The organism is Flavobacterium sp. LK-23 (genome assembly GCF_058135255.1).
In genome coordinates this window covers 184,438-204,837 of sequence record NZ_JBYUVT010000002.1, presented here as the reverse complement: position 1 = coordinate 204,837, position 20,400 = coordinate 184,438, and the positions used below count along the sequence as shown (strand labels likewise).

The window sequence follows — 20,400 nt, the reverse complement described above, 5'->3', positions numbered from 1 at the left end:
ATTTTTGCAAAGGTAATCCTTAAATTATAAATTTTCAATTTAAAAATTCCAAATTCCAAAACGAAAAAACCATCCGCACCGCGAATGGTTTTTTGTAAAATCTAAAATCTAAAATTAGATAGCAGTAACAATAGCTAAGAAATCGTCAGCTTTTAAAGCAGCACCTCCAATTAAACCACCATCTACGTCTGGTTTAGAGAAGATTTCTTTAGCGTTTTCTGGTTTTACAGAACCACCGTATAAAATAGAAACTTCATCAGCGATTTCAGCTCCAAAAGCTTTACGGATAGTTTCTCTGATAAATTCGTGCATTTCTTGTGCTTGTTCTGGTGAAGCAGTTTCTCCAGTTCCAATAGCCCAAACTGGCTCGTAAGCTAAAACAATTTTAGACCAAGATTCTTTAGCAATATGGAAAACACCGTCACGTAATTGGTTTTCAACAATGTTAAAGTGATTATTAGACTGACGATCTTTTAATTCTTCTCCAAAACAGAAAATAACTGTCATGTCATGTTTTAAAGCTGTATCAACTTTGTTTGCAATTAAAGCATCTGTTTCGTGGAAAATAGCTCTACGCTCAGAGTGACCTAAGATTACGGTGTTAACGCCAATGCTTGTTAACATATCTGCAGAAATTTCTCCTGTAAAAGCTCCCCCTTCAGCTTGGTGAACGTTTTGAGCAGAAACACCAATAGTTGTATTTTTTAGTTTAGCCGCCGCCGCTTGTAAGTTTACAAAAGTTGGAGCTACAATAACTTGTGCGTTTGTTTTAGCTGGAATTTTAGCCACTAATTCGTTTAATAATTCTTCAGTTTGCGCAGCATTTTTATGCATTTTCCAGTTTCCTGCAACAATCGATTTTCTCATTTTGGTAGTTTTATATTATTTTTTTGTTTTTTTGTTTTGAAAGAAGTCAAAATTTAAATTGAATTTTGACATTGATATTGTTATTGAAAGATTATTTCAATGATTGTAAAGTAGAATTGATTTTCTCAAAATCAGTTTCGATCGCTCTGTATAAAACGATTTTTCCAGTTTTATCAACTACAATGTATCTTGGAATCCAGTCTAAGTCAATAGCTTTTCCGAAAAGACCTTTCATGCCATCATTCATCATGTAATGATCGCCTTTATTTAACTCGTGTTTTTCGATTCCAGCTTTCCATTTATCAGCCGTTTTATCAGCAGAAATGAATAAGTATGACACATCAGGATTATTAGCTTGTAGCTCTTTTAATTTTGGCATTGCTTTGACACAATCACCACACCAAGAAGCCCAAACTTCTATCACTAAAGTTTTGCCTTTGTATTTTTTTAAGATGTTTTTAAAGGTAACCTGACTTCCATCAGTGGCTAGTAATTTCTCAGACAGAGCTTCTTTAGAAAAAGCTGTTTTTTGAGCTTGTGAGCAAGAAAAAGAAATAAACGCAATTACGACTAGAACTAATTGTTTCATATTTGATTAAAATTATTTTTTATTAGGGTACTGAATTCACAAAGTTAAACAAACAAATTGAATGCCAATTGTAGATTAACAAAATTTGAAGAGTCGTTTATTTTGTAACAAATCGACGTTTTTTGGTTGAAAAAAGAGTATTGAAATCGTAATAGTTGAGGTACGAAATGGTGTTTTTTCCTAATGGAGGTGTTTTGCAAATAAAAAAATGATAAAAATTTTATTTTTGGAAAAAGATTTTAATCAAAAAAAACGTCAGATTGCAATAAAAAAAGCCTTCAATAAAATCAAAATTATTGAAGGCTTTCTTTATGTTTTTCAATGCTTAATTTAATTCATAGTTGCCATTTGCCCATTTTTTGCTCGGAGCAATCCAATTGTCTGCCGCTTTGAACAAAAAGCCGTGTTTGAGACCTGTGTTAAGTTCAATTTCTTTAAAATGATCTATTTTACATTTCGAAGTTTCTTTTCTTTTAATGGCAGAAACTCCATAAATATCTGATTTTTCGTAAATGGTTAAAATATTGCCACAGAAATTAATATCTGGAATTTCTTGAATATCAACATCTCTAAAACAACCAATGAAAACGAAATTCACATCTGGATTGGAGAGATAAGTCGAAACATATTGGGCAATATAACCACCTTGTGAAGTTCCAATTACTGTAATATGATTTGGCGGGACGCCTTTCTTTATAAGCTTTTTGATTTGTTTTGCGATCTTCTCGGCATATTCGGCAGAATTGGTGTTTTTCTTTCTTTTTTCACTGAAAACGATGAAATTGTCTTTTCTGAATGATTCTAAAATTTCGTTGTATTCTGCTCTGCCATATTCCGGATGAACTGCATTTAAATCATTTTCTTCAACAAATTTGTTGTGAAAAAAGAAAATGTAACGTTGATCTTCATTTTTTGTTTGGCTGAAACCTGAAATGCTAAATAAAATGGAGAACGCAAAAATAAGTGATTGAAAGATTATTTTCATTGATTGGATTGAAGGATTGTAAAGCTGAATTAAAAATGATTTTAGTTTTTTGTATTTATTAGAATTTTATAAATCCCAGTTGTTTTTTCTTCTTCATATTCAGCATTTTTAATTTCAATTGATTTTTTCACGATACCATTACATTGGCTTCCTTTCATTCTCTCCGTAACAACAGATAATTCAAAGGCAGGTTTGTCTCCAATATTTACAGCATATTTAAATGTTCCTGTTTCAAATGCTAATACTAACAGAGCACGATCTGAATTGTTGTTTTTCATATAAGTAGTTTGAATTATCTTATTTTGATTCAAATCTGTTACTGTCACGGGTGTTTGTGGGGTAAAAGTGCCATTGTCAAACAAGTTTGTTCCCGAATCTATATCAACAAATTCAAAAGTATAAATCAAAGGTCCCGTTTCGCAAATTATTTGAGGCGAGTCACATCCTGCAGCAAAAAATAAAACTAGAATAGCGGAAATCTGTAGCAGTTTTTTCATGGTTAAAATAGTTTTTGGTTTGCTCAAATGTAGGATTATTATCCGTAATCTAAAAGTTAACTTTTGACGGAATGCTAAAAATCAAAAACGCCAGCAAACAATACGTTTGCTGGCGTTTTTAATTTTTTTTTTTTGAAGTATTACAATTTCAAATCATCAACATCATTGTAATGCACTTTTTGAGCGATAGTTCCGTCATGTACCACAACAATACTTGGATTTGCTCTTTCAACAGTTTTTAAAGCTGTTCCGTCGCAGAAATAGAAATCAATGTCTAAAGCATATTCTTTTTTGGCTTTAACAATTTCATCAGCTCCAGAAGCCGTCATTCCGATTACTTTGTAGCCTTTTGCTTTTGCATCTGCAGTAACTTTTGCTAATTTTTTCATTCCTTCCGGATTTGATAAATTCAAATCGTAAGTTACATAGATTAACAATTTTGGCTCTTTTAATAATTCTTCTTTATAGTCAGAATCATCTTTTGTCATAGTAAAATCGTGAATAGGAGGAACGTAACCTTCAGTAATTACTTTGTCTTTACGATCCACAAAAACAGCACCTTCAGGAATATTCATTAAATCTTTCTCTGTAAATTCTTTGTCAACGCCATTTACTTTGTAGATAAAAATCATTTCTACAACCGATTTTGGAGCACCTTCTGGAATTTCCATTCCTTTTTCGATGTTTGTACCTACTTTATACGGACGGAAATCTTTGATAGGATTATGATTAATAACCCAAACCGCCATAAAAACACATAAAACAATGCTGATTAAAGTGGTAATATTGGTTACCAATTTAGAGAATAAAGGTTTTACTAATTTTTTGTTGATGAATAAAATCAATATAAAGAATAGTAAAACAATATCTTTTGTAAATGATTGCCAAGGCGTTAAATGTAAAGCGTCTCCAAAACATCCGCAATCTTTTACTACGTCAAAATATGCTGAATAGAAAGTAAGGAATGTAAAGTAAACAATCAATAAAAGTAAAGCCCAAATTGTTAGTTTTGATTTATAGCCAACCAACAGCATTACACCTAAAACTACTTCTAAAATCACTAAAAAGATCGCCAATCCTAAAGCTAATGGCTCTAAAAATGGCATATTGAAAACAGGTTCACTGAAATATTCAGCTAGTTTATAAGAGAATCCAACTGGATCGTTTAGTTTGATTAGTCCGGAAATGATAAATAATACGCCGACAAATAATCGGGAAAATTGAGTAATGATATTTTTCATAATGAATATTTAAAAATTCAAATTCCAAGCTCCAAGTTTAGCATTGGAATTTGGAATTTAAAATTTGGAATTTTATTTAGTAATTGGGTTTAGGATTAAAGCAAACACAGAGTAATTAATCATATCCTGATAATTGGCATCGATACCTTCAGATACGATTGTTTTCCCTTTGTTGTCTTCAATTTGCTTAACGCGAAGGAGTTTCTGCAAAATTAGATCGGTTAAAGAACTTACACGCATATCACGCCAAGCCTCGCCGTAATCATGATTTTTAGCTTCCATTAATTCTTTTGTCAATTTTACTTTAGCATCATATAATTCAGTTGCTTTTTCAACATCAAGATCGGGCTGATCAACAACGCCTAATTCCAATTGAATTAAAGCCATAATAGAATAATTGATGATTCCGATAAATTCTCCTTTTTCATCTTCATCCACTTTACGAACATCATTTTCCTGTAAACTTCTGATTCGTTGCGCTTTTATAAAAATTTGATCTGTTAGCGATGGCAATCTTAAGATTCTCCACGCGCTACCATAATCTTTCATTTTATTGATGAACAAGGTTCGGCAAACCTCGATAACATTATCAAATTCTTGGGAAGTATTCTTCATTTATATGCTGTATATTTGCTAAAATTTCTTCAAAAATAAGGATTAAATTAAAGAGTTTCAAGTTTCCGGTTTTCTTTGTTTCAAGTTTTTTCTAAACAAAGTGTTAACAGCAGTAACTTGAAACTAAAAAAATGTTTCAAGTTTTAGGTTTCAAGTTTTAACTTTTCGAACTTACGCAATCTGCATCAACTTGAAACATGAAACATGAAACAAAAATAACAAAACGCATGACGATTAATTGCAAAGGCGAACTTATAGATTTATCGATTCCTAAAGTAATGGGAATTTTGAATGTTACGCCAAATTCTTTCTTTGACGGAGGGAAATATAAAAACGAAGACGAAATTATTTCGCAAGTAGATAAAATGCTTTCTGAAGGCGCAACATTTATTGATATTGGAGCGTATTCCAGCAAACCAAGCGCTGAGTTTGTAACCGAACAAGAAGAAATTGACCGAATTGTTCCAGCAATAGAATTGATTTTAAAACACTTTCCAAAGACTTTATTATCTATTGACACTTTTAGGGCTGAGGTTGCAAAAGCAAGTATCGAAAGCGGCGCAGCAATTATAAACGATATTGCGGCAGGCGAATTGGATGAAAAAATGTTTGATGTAATTGCGCATTATAACGTTCCATATATCATGATGCATATGCGAGGCAATCCGCAGACGATGCAGAGTTTGACACAATATGACGACATCATTAAAGAAATGCTTTTTTATTTTTCTGAAAAACTGAAAAAAGCGAGAGCTTTAGGAATCAACGATTTGATTTTAGACCCTGGTTTCGGTTTTGCCAAAATAACCGATCAGAATTATGAAGTCATGCAAAAAATGGAACTTTTTAATATTTTAGAATTACCCATTTTAGCAGGGATTTCAAGAAAATCAATGATTTATAAAACGTTGGATATTACGCCTCAAGAAGCCTTAAATGGAACAACTTTTCTGAATACAATTGCTTTGACAAAAGGCGCAAAAATTCTTCGTGTGCATGATGTGAAAGAAGCGGTGGAATGTGTTACTTTGTTTAATAAAATGAGTTTGAATACTATTTAAATGATAGATTTGTCATTCCGAGGAACGAGGAATCACACTAGTATTTCCTCAAAGTATGTCGCTAATCTTTGTCGAGTTTCGAGTGTGATTCCTCGTTCCTCGGAATGACAAAAACGTTGTATTAATTCTTTGTGTAAAAAATAAATAAAATGAGATACTTCTCTATACTTATAATTTGTCTTTTGGTTTCCTGTGGAAAAAAAGAAGACGTTTTATTGCCAAAATCAAACGTTTCAATCGTAAAAGATGTAAAAGATCATTCGCCAATTTACATTTTCTTTAAAAAAGAAGGAAAAGATACCATTGCCGATTTGAATAGAAAAAGTGCGATTATCTCAACCAATTGGATATTCAATATTGACAAGCGTTTGCCATTAAAAGTTGTAATTCCGCAAGTAATCAAAATGCAGGATAAAAAGCGAGCTGACAGTGCTCACAAGAACGAAAAAGCCGAAAATTATTATTCCTACGCAGATTCTATTGGGAAAAATCTAGCCTTTTTGCCTTTCACGAAAGTGTTTTATAAAATGGAGAAACCTACAGCAGGAAGTTTTGTGGTTTACTTTAGAAAAGGTAAAAAACAGGTTTTTATGGGAAATCAGGAAATAAAAATATCAGAAATACTAAAACATTTTTACAGTATAAAGTTTGATAAAGTACCAGATCTAGTATTTTTATTTGATAAGAACATGAGTTATGAAGAATATATTCAATATAAAATTCTACTGCAAAAAGACGTGACTTATAATCTTGATACACTTCCAGTAGAATTTATTTTCTAACTTGAAACTTTAAACCTGAAACAAAAAAAACTATTGATGATGATAAGGTTCATTTCGTAAAATCGTAAATCCGCGGTACAGTTGCTCTATAAAAAACAAACGTACCATTTGATGCGAAAACGTCATAAGGGAAAGCGAAACTTTTCCCTGCGCTTTTTTATAAACGGTTTCAGAAAATCCGTAAGGACCGCCAATTACGAAAACTAAAGTTTTAACACCAGAATTCATTTTCTTTTGTAGTTCTTCAGAAAAACCAACGCTTGAGAATGTTTTTCCGTTTTCATCCAACAAAATCAATTGATCGGTTGCAGAAAGTTTAGACAGAATTAATTCGCCTTCTTTTTCCTTTTGCTGACTTTCAGATAAGTTTTTTACGTTTTTGATATCGGGAATAATCTCCAAATCAAATTTGATGTAAAACGACAAACGTTTGGTGTAATCGTCAATCAATGTTTGAAGCGATTTATTATCTGTTTTGCCTATTGCTATAAGTTTGATGTTCATTGGTTAATTTTTTTGCCACGAATTGCACGAATTGGCACGAATTTATTTTTGCCACAGATTAAAAGGATTAGAATGATTTCTTTAGATTGTCAGGCTGAGCGAAGTCGAAGGGCGTTCCAATTGGACGTAGCCCTCGAATTCGCTCAGCCTGACAAAAACAGCAAATAGAAAATCCTTTTTAATACTTTTAATCTGTGGCAAATAAAATCTATTTTTTATTTTCAAAAACCGTTTCAAAATGCTCTACAATTGGAAAAGGTTCGTAATAATGATGTAAAATCTTTTTCCATTCCAGATACGCTTCAGAAGTTCTAAAACCTACTGTGTGATCTTCAAGGGTATTCCAATCGACCAATAAAAGATATTTGTTTTCGACTTCGAGACATTTCTCTAATCGATGCCCTAAATAACCATCAATTGAAGAAATGTATTGACTTGCTTTCGCAAAATCAGCTTCAAATTGATTTGCTAAGTCTGGTTTTACGTAAAGAAATGCTGCTTCTAGTATCATATTTAAAGGAATTTTATCTGCTGGATCTGCCAAATCTGCCGGAAAAAAATATAATCTCGCAGATTTTGCAGATTAAGCTGATTTTATTTTTAGTATTTTGGTAAAAAAAATCAGCATTAAATCAGCCTTAATCCGTTTAAAATCTGCGTGAAATTTTTACACAGATTTTAGATTAGTTTTTAGAAAACTTCGCTTCAAAAGTTTTAAAACGATTATCTAAATCTTTTATTAATTGGTTTTTTACTGATGCGTCTTGAATAAAACTGTAATTAATGCTGTTATAAACGTATTTTTTAATTGTTTCGTAATTTACATCAGGATATCTTTTTGCCAGTAAAACATATTGTTCTGTCATATTGCTTCTTAAAATTCCTGCATCATCTGTGCTGATTACAATTGGCACATTAAATTCTTTGTAAAGTGTAAATGGATGTCTGTTTTCTTTTACTTTCAAAATGAATTCATTACTTACTAAATTAATCTCAATTGGAATATTTTTTTGAGACATGTACTTCAATAAATCATACGAATTAGCTTCGTAAGCAATATCAACTCCGTGACCAATTCTGTTTGCACCTGCAACATAAATAGCATCGTTGATGTGCCATGTTAATTCTTCTGGCTGAACTAAACCTAAAGTCAATTCACCTGCATGAAGCGTATATTTTACATCAGGAAATTTGGAATGACAGTATTTAAACATCACCATGTGCAACCAGTAATCTTTCATAGAAGTCTGTCCGTGTTCTGGAGAAACGATATTTACACCCGCAGTTAATTTACTTTCGCTTGACGAAATAAAAGCAATAACCAGATTTTTAAACAAATCTACCGGTTCCATAAAACGAAGCACAAAGTTTTGATAACGCATCGTGAATTTATCGTCATCCATTTTTAATTCCTTGTGCAGCTTGGCAATGAAATTAGTGTTGAAATCTTCAGCATATTTTTTAGCCTCTTTTTTCTGAAGTGATTTATACAATTCATCCAAAAGTTTCAGAACTGCTTTTTCATCTTTCTGTTCTGCAGCTTGGCGAAGTTTGGTATTGAAATCGGTTAAATCCGAAACATTCATATCGCATGGAATTGTAGATAATTGTGTTTCTATATAACTTACATTTTCGGCAATGGCGCGTTTTTTTAATTCTAACATTCCTTCTGCAAAATGCCCCGCGATAGCGGGTTCAAATTTCATGAAAGAATCAAAAAACTGATCATCAGAAGGGACAGAGCCATTATAATCTTTTACCGACCAAGTTTGCATGATCTGCTGTTCGTAATAATCTAGTTTTCCATCATTTTTTATAGAAGAAAAAGTCTGCCAGTTTCCTTTTTCGGGTTTGGTTTTAGAAACTGCCATAGTTTCCAAATTTAAATAAAAGTCTTCTGCAATAGCTCTTTCTAAAAGAGGTTCTGCATAAACTGATCCTGAAAAATGGTGGTGTAAATCGCCTCCTTTAGGCATTTGTTGAAAGAAAGCCGTTAAGAGAGCTTCATTATTTCTGATTTTTTCTAAATAACTCTCAGCCGATTGAGAAAAGCCAATTTGTGCTATAAAAAAACAGAAAAGCGTAATTATTCTTGTCATACTCTAAGATTAAATTACGCGCAAATATACGAGTTTTCGGAGAATTTTGAAAATTTGTTTTTTGTTGTGGTGAGTTTTACCGCAAAGAGCGCAAAGATTTATCGCGAAGTTCGCAAGGTTTTATTATAAGCTTAACTTGATATAAACGAAAAAGTTCGCAAAGCTTTGTGAAAATAACTTTGCGAACTTTGCGTAATCCTTCGCGTTCTCTGCGATTAAGAAAAACTCTACTGCGGGCATAACCAGTTTTTTTTACCGCAAAGTTCGCAAAGTTTTATTCCAAGCTTGACTTAATGTAAACGAAAAAGTTCGCAAAGCTTTACGAAAAAAACTTTGCGAACTTTGCGTAATCCTTCGCGAACTTTGCGGTTAAAAAAACTTAGAACCTTAGCATCTCAGAACCTTAGAAACTCACGAAAAAAGTACATCACGAATTTCCTCAACTTTATCAAAAACGCTTTTGGCAAACGGACAAAGCGGAATAATTTTTAAGTTGTTTGCTCTTGCATATTCTACGGCAGCCATAACTAATTTTTTACCAACGCCTTTTCCGTTAAAATCTGGGCTTACTTCGGTATGGTCAATTATGAATTTTGAATCTCCCGCCCAAGTGTAAGTCATTTTTCCGGCTTCTTGTCCGTCTTCTAGGGCTTCAAAATAGCCTTTTCTTGTATCGTTTATTTGTTGAATTTCCATATTGTTTTATACTAAAGAAGTTTCTATTTTAATTGTATTTATAAGTGTTTTATGAACAGGACAGCTGTTAGCAATTTTCAAAATACGCTGTTTTTGAGCATCGTCTACATTTCCTGTAATTAAGATTTTGGTTGAAAACAAAGAAACGGTATGTTCTTCATTCTTTTCAAAATCTACCCAGATTGTAAGTTCTGAAACATCCCAAGCTTTGCGGTCAATGTACATTCTTAATGTAATTAAAGTGCAAGAAGCTAGAGAAGAAGCTAGGAGTTCAAACGGACTAAAGCCTAAATTTTTTCCGCCCATTTCTTGCGGTTCGTCGGCAATTAGAATATTTCCTGTTTTAGAAGTTATTTCTGTGCGATATTTTCGGGTGTCTATTGTAGCTTTTACTGTATCCATATTTATTTGATTCTTGGTTCTGGTAATGGCACAAATTCAGTTTCTCCTGGAACTTTCGGGAAAGTTTGATTTGTCCAATCTGTTTTTGCTTTTTCGATGAGGTTTTTGTCAGATGAAACGAAGTTCCAAAAGATAAAATGTTCTTCAGGAAAAGGCTGTCCGCCAAAGATGTATACAATCGAATTCGCGGCAATTTCGAATTCGCAAAGAGAAGCTTCAGTTGTAATCAGAATTTGTCTCGGATCGTAAGTGTGTTCGCCATTTTTAATGCTTCCATCTAGAATATACAAACCGCTTTCGCCAAATAAATGATGTCCAATATTGATTTTCTTCGCTTCTTTACTTTTAATTTCAATAAAATATAGCGGACTATAAACAGGAACCGGAGATTTTTTGCCAAAAGCTTCACCAGCAATTAATTTATATGAAACGCCATCTTCTTCCCAAGCCGGAATATCATCTGCTTCAACGTGCGTAAAATTAGGTTCCATTTGCTCCAATTCTTTTGGAAGCGCCACCCATATCTGCAATCCGTGAAGCATTTTGTCTGAATGTCTTAAATATTCAGGAGTTCTTTCGGAGTGAACGATTCCTTTACCCGCTGTCATCCAGTTTACGGCGCCTGGTTTTATTTCTAGTTCTGTTCCTAAACTGTCGCGGTGCATAATGCTTCCTTCAAACAAAAATGTAAGAGTAGAAAGTCCGATATGCGGATGTGGAGGAACATCCATATTTTCGTGATCACTTAAATGTGCAGGTCCCATATGATCGATAAATACAAATGGTCCGACAGCTCTTTTTTCACGGAAAGGCAATAAACGGCCTACCATAAAGTTGCCAATATTGGCAGCACGTTCTTCGATAATTAAACTGATATTTGACATGTGGTATTATTTGATTTGAAAACAAAATTACAGTTGTGATGCGTCTCTGTAACTTAATTTAGATTAAGAAAAGTTATTTTTGGATTTTTGAATTATAAAAGTAAGGAAAACCTTCGAATAATTTATTTCATTTTTGTTATTGTAAAGTGAAGTGTATTTTTGCCAGACTGAGCGAAGTCGAAGTCCCGCATGCTGAATCACTTTGCGGGACTTCGACTTCGCTCAGTCTGACAATAATAAAGAGATTCTGTTTAATCAATCAATTCAAACTCCAAAACTTCACTCTCAGTTCCATTTATAATAATCGATAATTGATGAATTCCAGTATGAAAAACTCGCGTTGTAATGAGCTTAAAAGACTGGTTTCTTTCAATCTTAGTTAATTGATTCGGATGATAAACTTTCTCACTAATTTTAAAGACTTTTTTCGCCAAATGTCCTTTTGCTTTTTTGTAATGGACAGCATATTCTAAACGGATTGTTTTCGGTTCTTCGTTTTTATTATTTAAATGAAATTGAAACTGAAGATAATCTCCGATTTTTACAATTGGTGTTTTAATCTCAAATGACGAAAGTTCAATATCAGTGCTTTCTAGACCATAATGACTTAAAATTTCAGGATGTCCTTGTTTTAGTAAAGTTCGAGATCCGTGTTTGATGATTCCGTCGGTTTCTTTGCTGTGTCCTTTCCATTTATTGGCGATTTCTAACACAATCTGCGGATTATCTTTTGCAATATCATTTAAATTATTGGCAACACTTCTGCGGACATATTCTGAGGGATCATTCTTTAAGTTCTCCAAAATTGGAAGAATAGACGAGGGGTCTTTTTTAAGAAACGGAATTGCCATTGCCCAAGGTAATCTGGGGCGAGAACCTTCACTTGCCAATCTGCGAACATGATGATTTTCGTGGAATGACCATTGGATCATTTCTCTGATCATTTGTTCTTTATATTTTAAAATAAAAGGACGAACGGCAAATTCGCAGCTTATAAATTGTGTTATAGAAACAAAGGCTTTCGCTGAAGTTTCAAAATCATCTAAACCATACATTTCGATATAATCGGCAAAGAAAATGAAAGCCAAATTGCTGTCTGCAAAATTATTTCTCTTTAAATTTTCGATGATTTTATCAATTAAAGAAGTGGCTTCTACGAAATTTTGAGGCATGAATTGATGAAGTACAACTGTAGTATGTTTCATTCGTTCTTTCCATTCTTTTTGAATAAAATCACCTTCATAAATGGTATCGATGAATTTCTTTTTGTTGAATGAAGGATGCACTTCGGCGACAGCTTGACCAAATTTTTCGTAAAAAGAAACCGAGTAAATATCTTTAATTAATCCCATAAATTTTGTTTGATTGAACTTCAAAGATATTTAATTGAACGCTTATTAGTAGATTAAGTTTTGTTAAGAATTGTAACTTTATTTTTCGGAATATCTTAATGGTTAAAAAAGAGATATTTAATGTTTTATGTGATTTTTCATGTTGTCAGAACTTTCAAATCCATAAAATATATCCTAATTTAGCATTATTATTAAAAACAGAAAAATGATAAGCAAAGCTCAATTTCAAGCAGAATTACAACTTTTAATCAGTAATGCCATTAGAGAAGATGTTGGTCCAGGCGATTACAGTTCGCTGGCTTGTATTCCTGATACAGCACACGGTCAGGCTAAATTATTGGTAAAAGATCAAGGGATAATTGCTGGTGTTGAATTGGCTAAAATGATATTTGAGCATGTAGATCCGAAGCTGAAAGTGAAAACTTTTATCGAAGATGGAACGCGTGTAGAGTATGGCGAAATTGTTTTTGAAGTTTCTGGGAGCTCACAATCTATACTAAAAGCAGAAAGAGTTGTTTTAAATACGATGCAGAGAATGTCTGCAATTGCAACAAAAACAAACCATTTAATGCAGCTTTTGGAAGGGACAAATGCAAAAATATTAGATACACGTAAAACAACTCCAAATTTTAGAGTTGCAGAAAAATGGGCTGTAAAAATTGGCGGAGGAGAAAATCATCGTTATGCTTTGTATGATATGATCATGTTGAAAGACAATCATATCGATTTTGCTGGCGGAATTACTCGCGCTATTTCTAAAACTAAAGAATATTTAAAGGAAAATAATCTGGATTTAAAGATTATTGTTGAAGCCCGCAATCTAGATGAAATTAGAGAAATTTTATTGAGTGATGGTGTTCATAGAATCCTAATTGATAACTTTAATTATGAAGATACCAAAACGGCTGTCGCTTTAATTGGTACAAAATGTCAGACAGAATCTTCAGGAAATATTAGCGAAAAAACAGTTCGCGAATATGCTTTATGCGGTGTAAATTATATTTCGTCTGGAGCTTTAACGCATTCTGTTTATAATATGGATTTGAGTTTGAAAGCGTTTTAAGGAAGTTATAAGTTTTGAGTTATAAGTTATGAGTTTTGTAAATCTAAAATCTAAAATCAGAACTCTGAAATCTAAAATCAAAAAAATATGTCGCAAGAGATAGAAGATCGGATTGAGAAACTGCCTGTGGTGCGGACTTTAGCCCGACTTTTGAAGAAAATAAAACTGCCTTGGCTGGAAGGATTTTCATTGTACGATTTATTAGAAATGTATACCATCGGGATTATTGATGGAGCTTTTTCGTATCATGCAAGTGCGGTTTCTTTTAGCTTTTTTATGGCTTTATTTCCTTTTGCGCTGTTTATCTTAAACTTAATTCCGTTTATTCCTATAGACAATTTCCAAGAAGATTTTTTGCAGTTTGTGCAACAGAGTGTTCCTCCGAATACGTTTGATGCTATTAGTAAAATCATCAGCGATATCTTAAATAATAGTCACTCGGGATTGTTATCGTCAGGTTTTTTGCTTTCGATATTCTTAATGGCAAATGGTATTAATGGAATTCTAAGCGGTTTTGAATCTTCCAAACACGTTTTTGATAAGCGTGGTTTTTTTAGACAATATTTAGTTGCGCTAGCGATCTCTATTGTTATGACTGTTATTCTGTTTGTAACAGTGGCAACAATTGTGGTTTTTGAGGTATTTATTCAAAAAACAATAATTCAGGATGTGCTCAGTGATCGAATTCCGTTGATCATTTTAGGAAGATATCTGTTTGTTGTTTTAATGATCTTGATAACATCTTCAATATTATTGCGTTATGGTACAAAACAGTACAATAAAGTGCCTTTTATAAGCATTGGTTCTGTTTTTACTACGGTCTTAATTGTTATATCTTCATTCTTTTTTGGGATTTGGGTTATAAAATTTTCAAAATACAATGAACTTTATGGTTCAATTGGGACATTATTAATTCTAATGTTTTATATTTGGATAAACTGTATGATTCTGCTTTTAGGGTTCGAATTGAATGCTTCTATCAGAAAATTAAAACAAAAAAAAAGAGAAATAATATGAAAAATTTGATGCTAACTATCGGAGTGTTCTTCTTTGCGCTGACCATGCAAAGTCAAAGTGTAATTGGAAAATGGAAAACAATTGACGATGAAACAGGAGAAGCTAAATCTATAGTAGAAATCTACGAAAAATCGGGAAAAATATATGGTAAAGTAGTAGATATCCTTCGTGACAGCCATAAAAAAGATGTTTGTGTAAAATGTGATGGAGCCGAAAAAAATAAGCCAATTTTAGGTATGGTAATTATGAATGGTCTTAAAAAAGATGGCTCAGAATATAACGGAGGAACCATTTTGGATCCTACAAGCGGTAAAAAGTACAAATGTTATATTACTTTAGAATCTGCAGACAAATTAAAACTTCGCGGTTATGTTGGGATTTCTTTGATGGGAAGAACACAATACTGGATGAGAGTAAAAAACTAACTAAAATATAATGCGAAAATTTGCTTCAATAATTTTATTCTTAGTTATAGTTTCAAATAGCTTTGGACAATCTAAGAATTCGCCATTACAAATAAGTCATCTTACAGGTGACTTTTATGTTTATAAAACTTTTAATGAATACAAAGGGGTAAGGATTTCTGCCAATGCTATGTATGTTGTTACAAAAGAAGGTGTTGTTCTTTTTGATGCTCCGTGGGATAAAACGCAGTTTCAGCCTTTGTTGGATAGTATTGAAGCGAAACATAATAAAAAGGTCGTAATGGTTTTTGCAACGCATTCGCATGAAGATCGCGCGGGTGGATTGGATTTTTATAGAAAAAAAGGAATTAAAACCTACTCAGGTAAATTGACAGATGAAATCCTTAAAGGGAATAAAGAAGGAAGAGCAGAATTTGTAATTCCAGATGATGCGACTTTTACCGTTGGGCAATATAATTTTGAAGTGTATTATCCGGGTAAAGGCCATGCGCCAGATAATATTGTGGTTTGGTTTGGGAGAGAGAAAATTCTTTATGGAGGTTGTTTTATAAAGAGTATTGAAGCAAAAGATTTAGGAAATTTAGGTGATGCTGATGTTAAGGAATGGCAGAAATCCATAAAAAAAGTTCAGTCAAAATTTAAGAATCCGAAGTTTGTTATTCCGGGACACGACGGAGGAACGACAAATGAGTCTGTTGCGTACACTTTAAAGCTGGTTCAGGATTATAATCTTTCCAATGGCACTTCTTCTAAATCAGGTCAGAAATAATTACTGACTTATAAAAAAAATCCATGCATTTCATTGAAGTTATTTTACCGCTTTCTTTAGCTAAGACATTTACATACCGAATTTCTGAAGCCGAATTTCATTTCATAAAAAAAGGAATGCGTGTTGCTGTGCCATTTGGTAAAAGTAAAATATATACAGCGCTTGTTCTGGACGTTCATGAAAATGCTCCAACATTATACGAAGCTAAAGAAATCCATCAAATTTTAGATGAAGTACCTATTGCAACCGAAATCCAGATTAAACACTGGCTTTGGGTTGCAAATTATTATATGTGCGGAATTGGAGATGTGTATCGAGGCGCATTTCCGAGTGGATTATTGTTGGAAAGTGAGACAATTATTTCGCATAAACCTGATGTTGTGGTAAATGACAGCGAACTTTCTGATGATGAATTCTTGATTTATGAAGCGCTACATCATCAAAGTTCGTTAAAGATTCAGGAGATTACTTCGATCTTAAATAAAAAGAATATACTTCCGATTCTGCAAAAGCTAATAGCGAAAGACATTATTTTTTTGGATGAAGAAATAAAAGAAACATACAAGCCAAAATTGGTTCGATATGTTAAATTGCATTCAAAATACGAATCGGATAACGGCTTGGCTGAATTACTCGAAGTGCTGAAAAGCGCTAATAAACAGAAAGAAATTGTTTTAACTTATTTTCAGTTGAATGCTTCGGAGAAAAAGCCAATTACGGTCAAAAAACTTACGGAAGTTTCAAATGTAACCGCTGCAGTTGTAAAAGCTTTAGTTGAGAAGGAAATTTTCGAAGAATATTATTTGCAGCACGATCGTGTTACATTTAACGGAGAAGTATCAGATAAGCAATTGCAGCTTAGTGAGGCTCAGGAAAATGCTTTTTCTGGAATCAAAAATAGTTTTCTGGAGAAAGAGGTTTGTCTGCTTCATGGTGTAACTTCTAGCGGAAAGACTGAGATTTATATCAAGTTAATTGAAGAGTATTTAGAGACAGGAAAACAGGTTTTGTATCTTTTGCCAGAAATTGCTCTTACTACGCAGTTGGTTTCGAGACTGCGTTTTCATTTTGGAGACAAAGTAGCTGTTTTTCATTCCAAATACAGTAATAATGAAAGAGTTGAGGTTTGGAGGCAAACGCTTGAAAATTCTCCAAAAGCACAAATTGTAATTGGAGCAAGATCGGCTTTGTTTTTGCCTTTTAATGATTTAGGATTGTTAATTGTTGACGAAGAACACGAGCAGACTTTTAAGCAGACAGATCCTGCACCAAGATACCATGCCAGAGATGCTGCAATTGTTTTGGCTAATTTTCATAAAGCGAAAGTGTTATTGGGTTCTGCAACGCCTAGCATTGAAACCTATTTTAATGCCCAAAATGATAAATACGGATTGGTAACACTTTCTGAACGTTACAAAAATGTCCGCTTGCCTGAAGTGCTTTTAGTTGATTTAAAAGACAAGCATTTCAGAAAAAAAATGACGGGACATTTTAGTGATCTTTTAATCGAAGAAATTGCAGAATCGATGTCATTAGGTGAGCAAGTTATTTTATTTCAAAATAGAAGAGGATATTCGCCTATAATAGAATGTTTGACTTGCGGGCACGTTCCGCATTGCCAGCAGTGCGATGTAAGTTTGACTTACCATAAGCATAAGAACCAATTGCGATGCCATTATTGCGGTTATTCTATAGCAAAACCTACAAATTGCCATAATTGCTCCAGTATAGATTTAACTACAAAAGGGTTTGGGACTGAGCAGATAGAGCAGGAGCTGGCTTCGCTTTTTCCGAAAGCAAAAACAGCTCGAATGGATCAAGATACTACTCGAGGTAAATTTGGTTTTGAGAAGATAATTGATACGTTTAAAAATCGCGAAATTGATATTTTGGTGGGCACGCAAATGCTGGCCAAAGGACTTGATTTTGATAATGTAGGCTTAGTCGGAATCATGAATGCAGATAATATGCTTCATCATCCAGATTTTAGAGCTTTTGAACGTAGTTTTCAAATGATGACGCAAGTTGCGGGAAGAGCAGGGAGATCAGAAAAACAGGGAAAAGTTGTCATTCAAACTTACAATCCGAATCATAATACAATTCAACAAGTTACAAACCATAATTATATAGGTATGTATAAAGAACAGTTGTATGACAGACAAATTTATAGATATCCGCCTTATTTCAGGATTATTAAGCTTACGCTAAAGCATAAAGATTTTGATAAATTGAAGGAAGGGGCTATGTGGCTGTATCAGGTTTTAAGTCAGAACTTAGGAATGCCTGTTTTAGGGCCAGAAGAGCCAGCGATAAGTAGAATACGAAATGAATATATCAGAACTATTTTAATAAAGATTCCGCATAATCTTCATTTAGGAAACACAAAAAAAACTATTCAGAAAATGCTGAATAGTTTTGAAGCTGTGGCTCAATACAGAGCTATAAAAGTTGTAGTTAATGTAGATTTTTATTAAAACGGCAATTAAGAAGAAGTTGAAAGAGCTTTTACTAGATCTTCTTTTTTATTGCGGCTTAGCGGTATTTTGGTAATGCCTATTTCGGCAAATTTACTATTGAAACGTTCGACCTTATCGATATTAATAATATACGATTTGTGAACACGAATAAATTTGTCCTTAGATAAATCATTTTCAAAAGATTTCATAGTAGAGAGTACCAAATTGCTGTCGTCTTCGGTTACTACTCTTACGTAATCTCCAAAAGCTTCAATCCATTTTATTTTTGAAGTAAAGATTTTAAGTTTTTTTAGATTACTTTTGATGAATATATGTTCGCCTTCTTCTTCTTTAATGTCCTTTTTAAGCAAATGCATATCAATTGCTCTTTTTACAGAGGCATTAAAACGATCTACTGCAATAGGTTTCTGAAGATAGTCGGTAGCGTCGTAGTCGAAAGCTTTAAGGGCATATTCGGCTTTAGATGTAATAAATATAATTTGCGGTTTTGATTTTAATCCGTCAAGAAAATCAAATCCGTTAATAACAGGCATTTCAATATCAAGAAATATTAAGTCAATATTATTTAATGAGATACAACTTTTTGCTTCAATTGCATTAGAAAAATCCCCGATTAAATGCAAGCCTGGGTGATTATTGACCAATTTGGCAATAATTGTCCTTTGTATAGAACTATCATCTACAACAACACAGTTTAGTTTCATAACATTTATATTTAGAATAAATTCAGGATAGCAGTAGTAAATGTATTATTTTTTTGTAAAAAAAACTAAGGTTGAGGCATCTTTTTTGCATTATGACGAATAAAAGAAAAAAAATGTTGGATATGTAAATTAAATGCTTAATTTTGCACCCAATTTTAACAAATAAAATTTTTATTTATGAATCATTATGAAACTGTTTTCATTTTAAATCCCGTTTTATCTGAGGTTCAGGTGAAGGAAACAGTAACGAAATTTGAAGAATTTCTTACTAGTAGAGGAGCTGAAATGGTATCGAAAGAGGATTGGGGTCTTAAAAAAATGGCTTACGAAATCCAAAACAAAAAAAGTGGTTTTTACCATTTATTCGAATTCAAAGTAGCTGGAGAAGTTCTTTTAGCTTTTGAAACTGAATTCAGACGTGATGAAAGAGTTATGCGTTTCTTAACTGTAAGTTTAGATAAACATGCTATTTCATGGGCTGAGAGAAGAAGAGCAAAATTAAAATCTACTAAAGCGTAATTATTATGTCTACAATCGAGCAATCTGCAAAAGGAAAAAAAGACGGAGATATCAGATATTTAACGCCTTTAAACATTGAAACTAACAAAACTAAAAAGTATTGCCGTTTCAAAAAATCAGGAATCAAATACATCGATTATAAAGATGCTGATTTCTTATTGAAATTCGTTAACGAACAAGGAAAAATTCTTCCACGTCGTTTAACTGGAACTTCATTAAAATACCAAAGAAAAGTTTCTGTAGCTGTAAAAAGAGCTCGTCACTTAGCTTTAATGCCATACGTGGCCGATTTATTAAAATAGTATAAAAAAATCTAGTCGCTGGTTTCTGTTTGATCAGAACCTAACTTCTAAAATATAAGGACAACAACATGGAAATTATTTTAAAACAAGACGTACAAAACCTAGGGTTTAAAGATGATGTAGTATCTGTAAAACCTGGTTACGGTCGTAACTTTTTAATCCCTCAAGGTTTTGCTACTTTAGCAACTCCTTCTGCTAAAAAAGTTTTAGCTGAAAACCTAAAACAAAGAGCACACAAAGAAGCTAAAGTTGTAGCTGATGCTAAAGCAATAGCTGAAACTTTAAAAGCTCTTGAAATTAAACTTACTGCAAAAGCTGGTGGAGAGAAACTTTTTGGTTCTATCACTAATATCGATATTGCTGCAGCTTTAGAGAAATCTGGTAATGCTATCGATAGAAAATTCATCACTAGCGGTGTTGTAAAACGTTTAGGTAAATACAATGCTACAGTTCGTTTACACAGAGATGTAATCGTTGAATTAGCTTACGAAATTGTTGCTGAAAAGTAATAGTTTTTAGATCTATACAAAAATCCCGATGAAAGTCGGGA

At 33.0% G+C, this 20,400-nt stretch carries 24 protein-coding genes; 10 read left to right on the top strand and 14 right to left on the bottom strand.

Translation table 11 applies throughout. The features are described 5' to 3' along the window. Positions 1 to 114: 114 nt before the first annotated feature. The 6 genes from tpiA to AC3Y25_RS04330 all read right to left on the bottom strand — a co-directional run bounded on the left by tpiA (position 115) and on the right by AC3Y25_RS04330 (position 4,794). Complete coding sequence (gene tpiA, locus AC3Y25_RS04355) at positions 115 to 867, bottom strand: triose-phosphate isomerase (protein ID WP_379800624.1); 753 nt, start codon at positions 865 to 867, stop codon at positions 115 to 117. Positions 868 to 958: 91 nt separating this feature from the next. Further along, positions 959 to 1,456 (bottom strand): TlpA family protein disulfide reductase, encoded by a 498-nt coding sequence (locus AC3Y25_RS04350; RefSeq protein WP_320492622.1) that lies wholly within the window; start codon positions 1,454 to 1,456, stop codon positions 959 to 961. A 325-nt stretch (positions 1,457 to 1,781) separates the two neighbouring features. Next, complete coding sequence (locus tag AC3Y25_RS04345) at positions 1,782 to 2,441, bottom strand: alpha/beta hydrolase (protein WP_489901867.1); 660 nt, start codon at positions 2,439 to 2,441, stop codon at positions 1,782 to 1,784. Positions 2,442 to 2,482: 41 nt separating this feature from the next. Then, positions 2,483 to 2,938: a hypothetical protein gene (locus AC3Y25_RS04340; RefSeq protein WP_489901866.1), complete on the bottom strand. Its 456-nt coding sequence runs from the start codon at positions 2,936 to 2,938 to the stop codon at positions 2,483 to 2,485. Between the two features lie 140 nt (positions 2,939 to 3,078). Beyond that, entirely contained in the window at positions 3,079 to 4,179 is a 1,101-nt protein-coding gene (locus AC3Y25_RS04335; protein WP_489901865.1) for a BT_3928 family protein, read from the bottom strand. 72 nt (positions 4,180 to 4,251) lie between these two features. After that, positions 4,252 to 4,794, bottom strand: a complete 543-nt coding sequence (locus tag AC3Y25_RS04330; protein WP_379800619.1) for a DUF1599 domain-containing protein — start codon at positions 4,792 to 4,794, stop codon at positions 4,252 to 4,254. A gap of 227 nt (positions 4,795 to 5,021) precedes the next feature. Here AC3Y25_RS04330 and folP point away from each other — a divergent pair, with 227 nt between their 5' ends. Both folP and AC3Y25_RS04320 read left to right on the top strand, forming a co-directional pair. Continuing rightward, entirely contained in the window at positions 5,022 to 5,855 is an 834-nt protein-coding gene (gene folP, locus AC3Y25_RS04325; protein ID WP_489901864.1) for a dihydropteroate synthase, read from the top strand. A 149-nt stretch (positions 5,856 to 6,004) separates the two neighbouring features. Continuing rightward, a complete protein-coding gene (locus AC3Y25_RS04320; RefSeq protein ID WP_489901863.1) occupies positions 6,005 to 6,637 on the top strand; it encodes a hypothetical protein in 633 nt (210 codons plus the stop codon). A gap of 30 nt (positions 6,638 to 6,667) precedes the next feature. Here the strand turns inward: AC3Y25_RS04320 and rlmH are convergent, their stop codons facing one another. From rlmH to AC3Y25_RS04285, 7 genes are all read right to left on the bottom strand, one after another. Beyond that, on the bottom strand, positions 6,668 to 7,141 hold the full coding sequence (gene rlmH, locus AC3Y25_RS04315) for a 23S rRNA (pseudouridine(1915)-N(3))-methyltransferase RlmH (RefSeq protein WP_035648259.1): 474 nt from the start codon (positions 7,139 to 7,141) through the stop codon (positions 6,668 to 6,670). A 208-nt stretch (positions 7,142 to 7,349) separates the two neighbouring features. Then, complete coding sequence (locus AC3Y25_RS04310; RefSeq protein WP_489901862.1) at positions 7,350 to 7,652, bottom strand: antibiotic biosynthesis monooxygenase family protein; 303 nt, start codon at positions 7,650 to 7,652, stop codon at positions 7,350 to 7,352. 172 nt (positions 7,653 to 7,824) lie between these two features. Further along, positions 7,825 to 9,240, bottom strand: a complete 1,416-nt coding sequence (locus tag AC3Y25_RS04305) for an amidohydrolase family protein (RefSeq protein ID WP_489901861.1) — start codon at positions 9,238 to 9,240, stop codon at positions 7,825 to 7,827. 411 nt (positions 9,241 to 9,651) lie between these two features. Then, positions 9,652 to 9,936 carry a GNAT family N-acetyltransferase gene (locus AC3Y25_RS04300; protein ID WP_489901860.1) on the bottom strand — a complete coding sequence of 95 codons (285 nt, stop codon included), beginning with the start codon at positions 9,934 to 9,936 and terminating at the stop codon, positions 9,652 to 9,654. A gap of 6 nt (positions 9,937 to 9,942) precedes the next feature. Beyond that, complete coding sequence (locus AC3Y25_RS04295; protein ID WP_095927723.1) at positions 9,943 to 10,338, bottom strand: OsmC family protein; 396 nt, start codon at positions 10,336 to 10,338, stop codon at positions 9,943 to 9,945. A gap of 2 nt (positions 10,339 to 10,340) precedes the next feature. Continuing rightward, positions 10,341 to 11,222, bottom strand: coding sequence for a pirin family protein (locus AC3Y25_RS04290; protein ID WP_489901859.1), 882 nt, complete (start codon positions 11,220 to 11,222; stop codon positions 10,341 to 10,343). Between the two features lie 251 nt (positions 11,223 to 11,473). Then, complete coding sequence (locus AC3Y25_RS04285; RefSeq protein WP_489901858.1) at positions 11,474 to 12,574, bottom strand: DNA alkylation repair protein; 1,101 nt, start codon at positions 12,572 to 12,574, stop codon at positions 11,474 to 11,476. Between the two features lie 205 nt (positions 12,575 to 12,779). Between AC3Y25_RS04285 and nadC the strand changes: the two genes are divergently transcribed. From nadC to priA, 5 genes are all read left to right on the top strand, one after another. Beyond that, positions 12,780 to 13,637: a carboxylating nicotinate-nucleotide diphosphorylase gene (gene nadC / locus AC3Y25_RS04280; RefSeq protein ID WP_489901857.1), complete on the top strand. Its 858-nt coding sequence runs from the start codon at positions 12,780 to 12,782 to the stop codon at positions 13,635 to 13,637. A gap of 87 nt (positions 13,638 to 13,724) precedes the next feature. After that, positions 13,725 to 14,654 (top strand): YihY/virulence factor BrkB family protein, encoded by a 930-nt coding sequence (locus AC3Y25_RS04275; protein WP_489901856.1) that lies wholly within the window; start codon positions 13,725 to 13,727, stop codon positions 14,652 to 14,654. Beyond that, entirely contained in the window at positions 14,651 to 15,079 is a 429-nt protein-coding gene (locus tag AC3Y25_RS04270) for a DUF2147 domain-containing protein (protein WP_489901855.1), read from the top strand. The genes AC3Y25_RS04275 and AC3Y25_RS04270 overlap by 4 nt, the downstream gene beginning before the upstream one ends. A gap of 10 nt (positions 15,080 to 15,089) precedes the next feature. Beyond that, the gene (bla-B1-FLAV, locus tag AC3Y25_RS04265; RefSeq protein WP_489901854.1) at positions 15,090 to 15,848 is read left to right on the top strand and encodes a subclass B1 metallo-beta-lactamase; all 759 of its coding nucleotides are present in this window, start codon (positions 15,090 to 15,092) and stop codon (positions 15,846 to 15,848) included. A 23-nt stretch (positions 15,849 to 15,871) separates the two neighbouring features. Then, a complete protein-coding gene (priA, locus tag AC3Y25_RS04260) occupies positions 15,872 to 18,322 on the top strand; it encodes a replication restart helicase PriA (RefSeq protein WP_427873162.1) in 2,451 nt (816 codons plus the stop codon). A gap of 8 nt (positions 18,323 to 18,330) precedes the next feature. Here the strand turns inward: priA and AC3Y25_RS04255 are convergent, their stop codons facing one another. Then, complete coding sequence (locus AC3Y25_RS04255; protein ID WP_008463025.1) at positions 18,331 to 19,029, bottom strand: LytR/AlgR family response regulator transcription factor; 699 nt, start codon at positions 19,027 to 19,029, stop codon at positions 18,331 to 18,333. A 177-nt stretch (positions 19,030 to 19,206) separates the two neighbouring features. Here AC3Y25_RS04255 and rpsF point away from each other — a divergent pair, with 177 nt between their 5' ends. The 3 genes from rpsF to rplI all read left to right on the top strand — a co-directional run bounded on the left by rpsF (position 19,207) and on the right by rplI (position 20,359). Continuing rightward, positions 19,207 to 19,548: a 30S ribosomal protein S6 gene (gene rpsF, locus AC3Y25_RS04250; RefSeq protein WP_068842999.1), complete on the top strand. Its 342-nt coding sequence runs from the start codon at positions 19,207 to 19,209 to the stop codon at positions 19,546 to 19,548. Positions 19,549 to 19,553: 5 nt separating this feature from the next. Further along, positions 19,554 to 19,850, top strand: a complete 297-nt coding sequence (gene rpsR / locus AC3Y25_RS04245; RefSeq protein ID WP_002987043.1) for a 30S ribosomal protein S18 — start codon at positions 19,554 to 19,556, stop codon at positions 19,848 to 19,850. A 68-nt stretch (positions 19,851 to 19,918) separates the two neighbouring features. After that, entirely contained in the window at positions 19,919 to 20,359 is a 441-nt protein-coding gene (gene rplI, locus AC3Y25_RS04240) for a 50S ribosomal protein L9 (protein ID WP_095927713.1), read from the top strand. Positions 20,360 to 20,400: the final 41 nt, after the last annotated feature.